This window comes from Providencia sp. wls1922 (assembly GCF_009706505.1).
GTDB lineage: Bacteria > Pseudomonadota > Gammaproteobacteria > Enterobacterales > Enterobacteriaceae > Providencia > Providencia lanzhouensis.
On sequence record NZ_WLUG01000102.1, the window covers coordinates 70,711 to 82,726 of the forward strand.

A 12,016-nucleotide genomic window follows, 5' to 3' on the forward strand; every position below is an offset into this window, starting at 1 on the left:
TTAGGAACCTTGCGGAGTTTCAGATAATGTATTTTGAGCGATAGGGGTAATGGCAGAGCCATTATTCAGACGTAGCTGGCCAGAACTGACCACTTGGTCGCCCTCGGCAAGTCCGTGCTCAATTTCGATATTGCCATCAAAACGCTGCCCCGTTTTCACGGAAACGCGTTTGACCGTCATGGTGTCCCCAGTACCTTCAGCGATAAATACCGTATCCCCATAAGCGGTGTAAGTGACCGCTGTTTCAGGAATGGTCAGCACTGCATTGTTTGCTTGTCGCACCACAGTGACATTGGCGTACATACCCGCTTTTAGCTTGCCATTGCTGTTATCGAGCGTAGCTTGCAACGCAATTGTTCGGGATTTGCCAATCAACGGATCAATCGCCGTCACTTTGGCGGGGAATGGGGTTTCGGGGTAAGCATCGACGGTGATATCTACCACTTGTCCTTGATGCAATTCCGGGGAGGCTTGCTCATCCAATGAGAAATTCAGCTTCAACGTTTGGGTATCCACAAGGCTGGCTATCGCTTCACCAGGACTAAGGTATTGCCCTTCATGGACTTGGCGAATACCAATCGTGCCATCGAATGGGGCATGAATGGCTTTTTGCGCAATCAGTGCTTGGGTCTGCTGAATCAGCCCTTGTGCCATATCGCGCTCGGCACGGGTGCTATCCACCTGCGCTTCTGCCACTAAATGTTGCGCAGACAGAGAACGGGTTCTGTCATATAGGCGGGCAGCATTGCGGTATTGTGCTTGATAGCGAGCTAAATCTGCACGTTCCACCGCATCATTGAGCTGCACTAATAATTGCCCTTTTTTGACCTGTTGACCGGATTCAAAACCAATTTTGGTGATGCGCCCACTGGTTTCTGCGGCTACAAACACCTGACTACCCGCTTCTAATTCCCCCACACCGTAAAAAGTGCGTGGAGCATTAGCCAAGGTGACGGGAGCAAGAGCCACTTTCACTGGAGGATGCTGATAAGCCGCTTGTGGCTTATCGTCTGAGCTGGCGTAAGTCGAGTAAATGGCGGCTCCTCCACCTACGGAGAGAAGCCCTGCACATAGCAAAGTTAGCGTTTTTTTATTCATTATCATTGGCATCTTAAATTGACAATTAAAGAGGCTGGCACTATAAAACCTTAAGTTAAGTTGAGGTCAATAGGGGGGAAGAAGAAATGGTGGGTAAAACCATGAATACGATAAAAACGCGAAAAATTGCCGCTGAAAAGGTGGATTTTTCACGGGCACTGACGGTAGGAGAAGTGGCTAAGCGCGCAGGCGTTCCGGTTTCTACCGTACATTTCTATGAGGCGAAAGGGCTGATTCAAAGTACCCGAACACAAGGGAATCAACGGCGTTTTCCACCTGTGGTTTTACGCTACATTGCCATTATCAAAGTGGCACAAAGCACAGGTATTCCCCTCAAAGAGATCCAAGATGCACTGGGGCAGTTTCCGGCAAACAGCAAGTTGACCGCGGAAGAGTGGAAAGGGATGTCAACGGAATGGAAAAGTTCATTAGATAGACGAATCAAACAGTTAACTCGATTGCGCAATGAGTTGGATCACTGTATTGGTTGTGGTTGTTTGTCTCTCAAAGATTGCCCATTGCGCAACCCTGAAGATATCTTAGGTCATCAGGGTTCGGGCGCCCAAATCCTCGAACGTCCTTAAATCACACTTTTCACTATCTGGATAGCCACGGCAAGATGTGGCTATTTGTTCTGTATTATCATCATGTTATTAAATAAATAGCCGCGCTGTGTGGATAATCTTTGCGCATATGGGCTACAGGCTTTTGCCTTTTTTACGTAATGATTCGTCATGTTAATTTTTTGTGAACGAATGAGAGCAAAGAGGGCACAGTGATGAAAGGTCTGAATAATAAAATTGCCATCGTGACGGGTGGTGCAACCAAAATCGGCGCAACCGTGGCAAAAATCTTATGTTCCTATGGGGTCAAAGTCACCATTTTTGATATCGACAAAACCAATGGGGAAATTGTGGCGCAATCGGAGCCCAACATTGATTTTCTACCCGTAGATATCACTGATGACCAACAGTTAAAGCAAGGTATTGACCGCGTTGCGCAAAAATATGGTCAACTCGATTTTTTGGTTAATCTGGCCGCCACCTATCTGGATGACGGTCAAGCCTCTTCACGTCAAGACTGGCTAACGGCATTAAATATCAATGTGGTGAGCGCTGTGATGGCAGCGCAATTTGCCAAGCCCCATCTAGCCAAAGCGGGCAAAGGTGCAATTGTAAACTTCACCAGTATCTCCTCTTCGGTGGCGCAAACAGGTCGCTGGCTCTATCCCGCATCGAAAGCCGCCATGCTAGAAGTGACGCGTAGCCAAGCGATGGATTATGCCCCTGACGGTATTCGCGTCAATTCTGTTTCCCCCGGTTGGACATGGTCTCGGGTGATGGACGAATTGACGGGTGGCGATCGCCAAAAAACCGACCGTGTCGCGGCGGATTATCATCTTTTACAACGTGTTGGCGACCCTGAAGAGGTGGCTCAAGTTGTGGCATTCCTACTGTCTGAGCTAGCGAGTTTTGTCACTGGCGCAGATTACGCGGTCGATGGTGGATACTCCGCCATGGGACCTGAACAGGCGAAACCCGCCATTCCCCGTCTTGCTGAATAAGACACCCTGATTTTAATTTTATCGAGGAATTCACTATGCGTCGTATTGCAATCGTAGGTGGTGGTCAGGCGGGTATGCCATTGGCATTAGGGCTGCTGGACAAAGGTTATGACGTGACGGTTGCCACCAATCGTACTCCAGATGATGTGAAAAATGGTCGCGTGATGCCCAGCCAATGTATGTTCGATATTTCGCTGCAATTTGAGCGCGATTTAGGGATCAACTTCTGGGAAGACAAATGTCCGCCAGTAGAAGGTATTGGTTTTACTGTCCCGCATCCTGAAAAGGCAGGTGAAAAAGCCATTAGCTGGCGCTCACGTATCGATAATTATGCTCAAGCCGTTGATCAGCGTATCAAAATGCCTTATTGGCTGGAGTTATTTGCCGCTCGTGGTGGCAATTTGATGATTGAAGATGTGGGCATAGCAGAGTTAGAAAAACTCGCTGAAACTCACGATTTAGTGATTTTAGCGGGAGGAAAAGGGGAAATCGTTAAGCTGCTAGAACGTGACCCTATTCGTTCTCCGTATGATAAACCTCAGCGTGCATTAGCGCTCACGTACGTTCACGGCATGCTGCCAACCCCTGAATTTTCACAAGTCTCCTTCAACCTAATACCGGGTGTGGGGGAGTACTTTGTGTTCCCATCTCTAACCAATAGCGGCGACTGCCACATCATGGTTTTTGAAGGTGTACCGGGTGGGCCGATGGATCAGTGGGGAGAAGCACGTACACCACAAGAACATTTGGCCTACAGCAAAAAAATCATCGATACCTATTTACCGTGGGAAGCAGAGCGCTGCCGCCATGTGGAGTTAACTGACGAAAATGGCATTCTGGCAGGGCGCTTTGCCCCAACAGTCCGTAAGCCAGTTCTCACGCTGCCATCAGGCAAAATTGTCTTTGGTTTAGGGGATGCATTAGTGACCAACGATCCACTGACTGGACAAGGATCGAATAACGCCACGAAAGCCAGCAAAGTCTACTACGACGCTATTTTAGCCCGTGGTGACAAGCCGTATACGGCGGAGTGGATGAACGACACGTTTGAGCAATTCTGGAAATACGGTCGCCATGTGGTGGAGTGGACGAATGCTCTATTGGCGCCGCCACAGCCGCATGTTCTTAATGCATTAGGCGCAGCGCAACAACTGCCAACCTTAGCGCACACCATCGCGAACGCCTTTAACTATCCGCCAGTTCTTGCACCATGGTGGCATGATGCCCATGCCTGCGATGCCTATATTCAATCGCTGATGCAAGAAGAAGTTCGCGCTTCGTAGGAGAAATCAGTATGTCGATGATTGCAGAGGACACGCTTATGTGCGAAAGCGAATGGGGTCATACCGAGTTTGAATCGAAAACCTTACGCAATTTACTAGGCTGCTACCCCATAGGGGTAGCGGTTGTGACCACTCGCACCCCTGATGGACGTGACGTTGGATTGACCATCAACTCATTTGCGTCACTGTCGCTCGACCCGCCTTTGGTGCTATGGAGTTTAGTTAACCATTCGCCCAATCTCGCGGTATTTCGTGATTGCCAACATTTCACGATCAATATCTTAGGCAAAGATCACCAAGAGTTAGCAATGCGTTTTGCTAATCCTCGAATCGAAAACAAATTCGAAGATGTCGCCGTACACATCACGCCAGAAGGGATCCCCGCCTTACACGGCGCGATCGCCACCTTAGTGTGTGAAAACCACAAGCAAGATCATATTGGAGATCACTTATTGATGGTGGGGCATGTACGCCGTATCGGCAGTGAAACAGGCAAGCCTTTAGTTTTCCACGGCGGCACATTTACCGCTCTACATGAAGCGCAATAGGCGCAGGAGATAGTATGGAACAGCAAACTTTGATGTCATTTGCCAGCGAGTTACAAAAAGGCAATATTCAGATTATCGACCTGACACAAACCTTATCGCCTTCATTTCCGGCATTGCAACTGCCCGCTGAGTTTGGGCAAGTGTGGTCATTCAAAATGGAGCAAATTTCCCGTTATGATGAGAATGGTCCCGCTTGGTATTGGAACAATTTTAGCTGCGGTGAACACACCGGCACCCACTTTGATGCTCCCATTCATTGGATCAGTGGTAAAGATCAGCCAAAAAACACCGTTGATACCATCCCGCTACACCACTTTATTGCCCCAGCGGTAGTGGTTGATGCAAGTAAAGAAGTCGCGCAAAACCCCGATTGGGTTTTAACTGTGGATTTTCTACAAAAATGGGAAGAGAAACACGGCAAAATTCCAAAAGCGGCATGGGTTTTACTGCGTACAGATTGGTCGAAAAAGTCCGATAACCCAGAAGCGTATGTGAATATGCGCGAAGATGGTGCTCACACACCGGGTCCTTCTCAAGAAGCGGTTGAATGGCTTATCCACCAGCGTGATGTCAAAGGTTTTGGGGTTGAAACTATCAATACGGATGCGGGGCAATCTTACAGCTGGCCTGTGCCATACCCGTGCCACACGCTAATGCACGGCAACAATAAATACGGTCTGCAATGCTTGAAAAACCTCGACCAACTACCGGCTACTGGAGTGGTGATCGTCGCTGCGCCCTTGAAAATTGAAGGCGGTTCGGGCAGCCCATTACGCGTGCTTGCGCTGGTGGGGTGAAGTATGGCGACCTTATCCAATCCCCAAGTGATCGTGGTCGGCAGCGGGATGAATTCGCTGATGTGCGCCGCCTTATTGGCGGTGCGTGGGAAATCGGTTTTGGTTCTAGAACGTAACGACAGCCTTGGCGGCTGTATTCGTACCGAAGCGTTATTTGAAGGCTACACTCACGACTTACTTTCATGCTGGTATTCACTGTTCGTTGGTAGCCCAGGCTACCAAGAGTTAGCGCCATTGCTTCAACAACAGGGGTTGGAATTCGCGCAATGCGACTATTCCACTGGATTGGTGCAGCCTGATGGCAAATCTGTGGCATTAAAGCGAGATATTGCGCAGGCTGCTAAGCAGCTAGATGCTATCGCTCCCGGAGATGGCTTAGTGTTTCGCCAAATGGCAGAAAAACTGTTTAGCGAAGATGCCGCACTGACATTTGGTCTATTGGGGCAAAATCCCTACAGCGGCGGCATGCTCAAGTTGCTGTTTTCCGAGTGGCGCAAACGCGGTGTTGATGGCTTGCTGGATTTTGCTAAATCTGGCGTGGAAAGTTTTCGTCGCTGGTCTGAGCGGGAATTACAGCATGATTTTAGCCGTGCGTTGATGGCGCCGTGGGTGCTGCATACGGGGTTAGGGCCTGATGAAGCCAGCTCGGCGCTGATTGGTAAACTGACGTTTGCCGCGGTTGTGGCGGGTGGAATGCCCGTTGTCAAAGGTGGCAGCTATCGGATTGTCGATGCGTTTGCCAAAGTGATTGAGCAACATGGTGGTGAGTTACGTACCAACGCCCATGTGGAGAAGATCATTACACAAGGCAGCGGTAAAAATAGCCGTGCCACAGGGGTTCGTGTGAATGGGCAGTTTATCCCTGCGAGTGAAAGTGTGGTGTGCAACGTAACGCCAACCCAGTTATATGGCGGCTTGCTTGATGAGGTTTCACCACAAGTGAAGCAGAGGGCGAAAGGTTATCGTTATGGTCGCGGTGGGATGCAAATCCATTTTGCGCTAAGCGCGCCGCCGCCATGGTGCAACCCTGAATTACTGAATGTGCCGTTGGTTCATTTCACAGAGAGCATGGAACAAGTGTGCTTATCTGTCACGCAAGCCAATAATGGCTATCTACCTGATCGCCCGACGTTTGGGATCGGTCAACCGACCACATTAGACCCAAGTCGTGCCCCTGAAGGCGGGTGGATCTTGTGGATACAAATGCAGGAACTGCCTCGCTATCTTAAAGGGGATGCAGCGGGAGAAATTGCGATCCCTGAAGATGGCCGTTGGAATGATGCGGTGCGTGAAGCAGTTGCCGATCGCATTCAGCAGTGTTTGGAAATGGTGATGCCGGGGGTGTCTGATTTGATAGTCGGTCGTAAAGCAATTTCCCCAGCCGATCTTGAGCGTTATAACTGCAATCTGGTGGGGGGGGATCCTTACTCAGGAACCTGTTCGCCAGATCAATTCTTTTGGTTGCGACCGTTTGCCGCTTCAGGGCAGACCAAAGCGCATCAAACAGCAGTCAAAAATCTGTTCCATATTGGGGCATCAACCCATCCGGGTCCCGGTCTTGGCGGGGGCTCTGGGTATTTAGTCGCTGAGAAATTAGCAGCGAAGAAAAAGCGGTAATAGAGAATGGGCCTGAATCAATTCAAGGCAAGACAAACACAGCAAACATACAAGTAAACATCAAAGTAAACATATAAAAAATATCATAAAACCACTACAGCGGCAGGTAAATGATGAATAAAGAAATGGTGAATAAGCTGCTCGTCGGCTCGTGCTTGGGTGCACTGTCATTTGGTGCTGTCGCAACAGAAGGGGGCGGTCTTGGGATCTACCCTGATGGGCTAGAAAACTTTATGTCTGGCGCACTGCCACCGCAAGGTGTCCATGTGTTGGTCTATGGTGGAAATGCCCACTATGACAGTGTTCGCGACAACAAAGGCGATAAAATTCCAATCCCCGGGTTTAGTGTGAATGTGAACGTACTCGCACCACGTTTTATCTGGGTAACTGACCAAAAAGTGTTTGGTGGCGATTTAGCGTTTCATACCATCCTTCCTTTGTTGGATGTGACGGCGAAGGCGGCGGGGAATAAAGAAACCAGTCGTGGACTCGGGGATATTACTTTTGGTCCCGCACTCGGTTTCCATCCTTCCGCTGACTTGCATTATGTCTTAGGGCTGGATGCTTACGCGCCAACCGGAAAATACAGTAAAACCGACCCATCAAGTTTAGGGAAAAATTACTGGGTATTACAGCCGGTGTGGGCAATCAGCTACATTCCTCCTGTCGGGGTGAATGCGGATTTAAAAATGATGTATGACTTTAACTTCCGTAACAATGATACGGACACGCGTTCAGGGCAAGCATTCCACGCCGATTATGCATTAGGCTGGGGCTTTGGTAATGGCTGGGTCGCGGGTGTTGGGGGTTATGGATTTATGCAAACCACCAATGACAGTGGTCCAAACTCAGCGCAAGGTAAGGCTCAAGCTTTCGCAGTCGGTCCTTCAATCCGTTATGCAAACCCACAAGGTTGGCTATTTACGGCGAAGTGGGAGAAGGATTTTTCTGTGAAAAACCGTCCTGAAGGTTCACAAATTTACCTCAAAGCGTCTATTCCGTTTTAATCCCTTTCTCTTCAATATTGGCAGCCGAAAGGCTGCTGATATTGAAGTACGTAATTCTTATTACCTATTTTCATTTTCAGGTGATAGTTGAGCCTTCCATATATGAAAAATGACCGTACAGCTTGCTAATCAGCCATACGGTCACTTTAACCTAGATAGGTTTTAATACGTGAATTTACGCTTTTTTCATACTTTGGCTTGGGCTTTCTCCGTAGCGTTGCTTATATTCTGCGCTAAACCGTCCCATGTGGGCGAATCCCCAGCGTAGTGCCACGCCAGTCACGCTGGTGGCTTCCCCTGACATCAATTCGGCTCGAACTCGCTCCATACGCAAATCACGTAAATATTGCATCGGGCTAATATCTAAAAACTCTTTAAAACCGGCATATAAGCTGCGCAAACTGACGCCAGCAATATGGGCGAGTTGTTCAACGGTAATCGGTTCATGGGCGTGTGCTTCGAGGTACTCTTGAACGCGGCGCACATGACGCGGGCGAATGGTGGCTCGGCGCATACCCGAATCTTCTAAATAATTATGCTGGTGGGTGGAAAGTAGGGTAACAGAAACCAACTGCTCTACTTGGGTGGTTATCAGTTTATGCTGCAGTAAATCAGGTGTACGTGTAGCGCATTCAACCAAATAATTCATCAACGTACGCCATGCAATACAAGACTGCCAAGCAAACCCTAATTCAAAAACTAATGGTTTCTCTAAGGTATGCCCAAGCTGCCCAACTAACGTACGCTCTAATAAAGAACGAGAAATTCGTAGCATAAATTGGTCATTGTCACTGTTCCAACGCATCACCGTAGACTCTTCTGGGCTAAGCAAAGAAGCCATTTGTGGTGTGGATTCTAAAGTTTTCCCGCCACTTTCGATAATTGCACTACCTGATAATGGCATTTGCACCAGAAAAAAATCTTCCAGTTGTCCAGGGGTGATAGCGACATCTGCCCCATAGCGTAGCCGGCTGAGAGAAATATCCCCCATTGGAATGTAATGCATGCGAGCATCAAGACGCTGATGCTGGTTAAGTAACTGAAATTGATGAGGCTTCATCACACGCCCCACCATAGATTTAATCTCTTCAGGATCAGCAGAACTGAATAATAATCGCTCAGAAGAACAGAGTTGGTTCTCTATCTGAGGTGCAGGTGCGTAAGGCCATGAATTGCTCAACATAAGGAGGTGCCTCCAAAGTAAACACTGTGACCTTGATAGGTTGCCTAGCGAGTGTCGCGATAAGCTAGGATCCTCGAGGGTCACTATGGGATATTTCGATATCTCATTGTTATTTTTTTATTATCTTCGACTTATTACACAGGTCGATTTTATTAACATTTTATTAAACAAATTTTAACTAATTACGCTTCGAACATAGCATAAAGGAATTTGCTTACCTAGCCATATTTGTGCAAAAACTATCCAGATACTGCAAAAAAATAGAGAGAATTCACTGAATGTGATTTCTATAACAAACTAAAAAATAAAGTTATTCTTATTAATTTTTAGTTATAAATATATGATTTTTCATATTGTTTTGTATATTCACCTACCTATTGATTAAGCAAAAAGTTATCTATGGTGGCATTTCATTTTTTATTAGAGGAATACTCTAATACCCTTCTATTTGTAAGTGATAATTAGGATTATTCGTTGATTCATTAGGAAAGTTAGCCACAGCTTTCTTTGGTGAAGATTCTTATCCATTGTCCATTTCTATGACATTTTTTCATTGTTTTACAATGATTTTGTCCGCTCTATGCACCTCTTATCCACTCTCTGCAAAAATCTAATATGCATGATTAATCATGGATTGACCATTTATTAACAAATGAGATACAAGAAAGAAACACAAAAAAGATAACAACGTGCTGACGTTGACTGGTGAGGTTAAAATGGCTGAGCGCTCGTTTGTTCAAGAAGTTCAAAAATTACGGCAGGGTGAAGGCGAAGTCTTCAGCGGTGAAGGGATACTTGCCGTTACGAAAGCGTTACTCGAATCAGGGGTTTCCTATGTGGCAGGCTATCAAGGCGCTCCCATCTCCCATTTAATGGATGTGCTGGCAGATGCGCAGGATATCCTATCGGAATACGGTATTCGTTTCGAAAATAGCGCCAGTGAAGCCACTGCTGCCGCGACTCTGGCCGCATCGGTTAATTATCCTTTACGTGGTGCAGTGACATTCAAAGCAACCGTAGGTACTAACGTGGCTTCAGATGCATTAGCAAACTTAGCCTCTGGAGGTGTACTGGGTGGTGCGTTGATCATCGTCGGTGAAGATTACGGCGAAGGCTCCTCCATCATGCAGGAACGTAGCCACGCATTTGCCATGAAATCCCAAATGTGGCTACTCGACCCACGCCCTAATTTACCTTGCATCGTTCAAGCAGTTAAAGATGGTTTTGATCTTTCCGAAGCCAGTAATACCCCAGTTATGCTGCAAATGCGTATTCGCTCTTGCCATGTTCATGGGCAGTTCACATGCTCTGATAATCAATATCCAAAATTTACGGTCAAAGACGCGCTAGAGAACCCAACTCGCGACGTGAGCCGCATCGTGTTACCGCCAGCCAGTTTTTTACATGAAAAAGAAAAAATTGAGGCTCGCTGGCCTGCTGCCATCAAATTTATTCAAGAACGTGAACTCAACGAATTTTTTGCGGAAGATGCCGAAGATGTGGGGATCGCCTTACAAGGTGGTAACTACAACACGCTGATCCGCGCATTAAACCAAATTGGTCTAGCCGACGTTTTTGGTAATAGCAAAATCCCGTTGTATGTCATGAATGTGGCTTACCCGTTGATTGATGACGAATTTGAACGTTTTTGTCGCAATAAAAAAGCTATTTTAGTTTTAGAAGAAGGGCAACCGAATTTCGTTGAGCAAAACGTGGCAAATATTTTACGTCAACGCAATATTGACGTGGCGCTACACGGTAAAGATATGCTCCCGATGGCGGGAGAATATAACACCGCAACGGTATTAGCAGGGCTGTGCTCATTCTTCGAACGTTATGGCAAAATTGAGCCACAAGTGAAAGCGGCTGCAAATCAGATTCGTATTCCAACTATTAATGTCGCGGCTGTCAAAGCCGATGATGACCTACCTGAATATGTGAATGCGGCGGAACCGACTCTGAATGAAACGGTGCATGCACGCCCACCTGGATTTTGTACGGGCTGCCCTGAACGTCCCATTTTTACTGCAATGAAGCTAATTGAGCGTGAACTGGGTGAACACCATGTGAGTGCGGATATTGGCTGCCATTTATTCTCTATTCTGCCGCCATTTAACCTCGGTAACACGACGATGGGATACGGGCTTGGTGGCGCGGGTGCTGCTGCGTTAAATGCCAAAGCGGGCAAACGAGCGATTTCTGTGATGGGCGATGGCGGTTTTTGGCACAACGGGTTAACCAGCGGTATTGCTAACAGTGTATTTAACCGTAGCGATAACTTAACCATTGTTGTTGATAACAGTTATACCTCTGCAACCGGTGGGCAAGATATTTTATCGTCAACGGCGCTAAATTCTACCCGCAGCACTGGGCATGAGATTGAAAAAGCAGTTAAAGGCGTTGGAGTTAATTGGGTAAAAACCATCAAGCGTACCTATGATTTAAAAGCCATGACGAATACGCTGCGTGAGGCACTGACGACGACAGAAAGCGGTCCTAAAGTGTTAATTGCGCAAAGCGAATGTATGTTGAACAAACAGCGCCGCGAAAAGAAAAAAGTTCGTGATGACGTTTCAGCAGGCAAGCGAGTTGTCCGTGAACGTTTTGGCGTTGATTCAGACACTTGCACGGGAGACCACTCCTGTATTCGTTTATCGGGTTGCCCATCGTTATCAATCAAACCTAACCCAGATCCTTTACGTACAGACCCTGTCGCGACAGTGATGGATAGCTGCGTAGGCTGTGGACTGTGCGGTGAGGTTTCCCATGCCGCAGTGCTGTGCCCTTCATTCTTTAAAGCTCAGATTATTACCAACCCAAATGGCTGGGACAAATTGCGCCACCGTGTTCGCGGTTGGTTTATTGGTTTCTTGCAGCGTCGTGATGCACGCCGCCGTGAACAACTGAGTTTCTAGGGGG

The 12,016-nt window shown here is 47.5% G+C and carries 10 protein-coding genes; 8 read left to right on the forward strand and 2 right to left on the reverse strand.

The features are described from left to right. Complete coding sequence (locus GKR71_RS14320) at positions 1 to 1,098, reverse strand: efflux RND transporter periplasmic adaptor subunit (RefSeq protein WP_154599653.1); 1,098 nt, start codon at positions 1,096 to 1,098, stop codon at positions 1 to 3. A 101-nt stretch (positions 1,099 to 1,199) separates the two neighbouring features. Between GKR71_RS14320 and soxR the strand changes: the two genes are divergently transcribed. The 7 genes from soxR (at position 1,200) to GKR71_RS14355 (ending at position 7,914) form a co-directional block, all read left to right on the forward strand. Next, positions 1,200 to 1,682 (forward strand): redox-sensitive transcriptional activator SoxR, encoded by a 483-nt coding sequence (gene soxR / locus GKR71_RS14325; protein WP_187128693.1) that lies wholly within the window; start codon positions 1,200 to 1,202, stop codon positions 1,680 to 1,682. Positions 1,683 to 1,876: 194 nt separating this feature from the next. After that, complete coding sequence (locus GKR71_RS14330) at positions 1,877 to 2,662, forward strand: SDR family oxidoreductase (protein WP_036955294.1); 786 nt, start codon at positions 1,877 to 1,879, stop codon at positions 2,660 to 2,662. A gap of 35 nt (positions 2,663 to 2,697) precedes the next feature. Next, the gene (locus tag GKR71_RS14335) at positions 2,698 to 3,945 is read left to right on the forward strand and encodes a styrene monooxygenase/indole monooxygenase family protein (RefSeq protein WP_154634471.1); all 1,248 of its coding nucleotides are present in this window, start codon (positions 2,698 to 2,700) and stop codon (positions 3,943 to 3,945) included. Between the two features lie 11 nt (positions 3,946 to 3,956). After that, on the forward strand, positions 3,957 to 4,493 hold the full coding sequence (locus tag GKR71_RS14340; RefSeq protein WP_230085091.1) for a flavin reductase family protein: 537 nt from the start codon (positions 3,957 to 3,959) through the stop codon (positions 4,491 to 4,493). Between the two features lie 14 nt (positions 4,494 to 4,507). Further along, positions 4,508 to 5,290 carry a cyclase family protein gene (locus GKR71_RS14345; RefSeq protein WP_036955285.1) on the forward strand — a complete coding sequence of 261 codons (783 nt, stop codon included), beginning with the start codon at positions 4,508 to 4,510 and terminating at the stop codon, positions 5,288 to 5,290. A 3-nt stretch (positions 5,291 to 5,293) separates the two neighbouring features. Continuing rightward, positions 5,294 to 6,907 (forward strand): phytoene desaturase family protein, encoded by a 1,614-nt coding sequence (locus GKR71_RS14350; RefSeq protein ID WP_154634472.1) that lies wholly within the window; start codon positions 5,294 to 5,296, stop codon positions 6,905 to 6,907. A 110-nt stretch (positions 6,908 to 7,017) separates the two neighbouring features. Next, a complete protein-coding gene (locus tag GKR71_RS14355; protein ID WP_036955277.1) occupies positions 7,018 to 7,914 on the forward strand; it encodes a SphA family protein in 897 nt (298 codons plus the stop codon). A gap of 175 nt (positions 7,915 to 8,089) precedes the next feature. Here GKR71_RS14355 and GKR71_RS14360 read toward each other — a convergent pair whose 3' ends face one another. Further along, positions 8,090 to 9,097: an AraC family transcriptional regulator gene (locus GKR71_RS14360; protein WP_036955273.1), complete on the reverse strand. Its 1,008-nt coding sequence runs from the start codon at positions 9,095 to 9,097 to the stop codon at positions 8,090 to 8,092. A gap of 716 nt (positions 9,098 to 9,813) precedes the next feature. On the opposite strand from GKR71_RS14360, the gene GKR71_RS14365 reads away from it, so the two are divergent. Continuing rightward, a complete protein-coding gene (locus GKR71_RS14365; RefSeq protein ID WP_154609815.1) occupies positions 9,814 to 12,012 on the forward strand; it encodes a thiamine pyrophosphate-dependent enzyme in 2,199 nt (732 codons plus the stop codon). Positions 12,013 to 12,016: the final 4 nt, after the last annotated feature.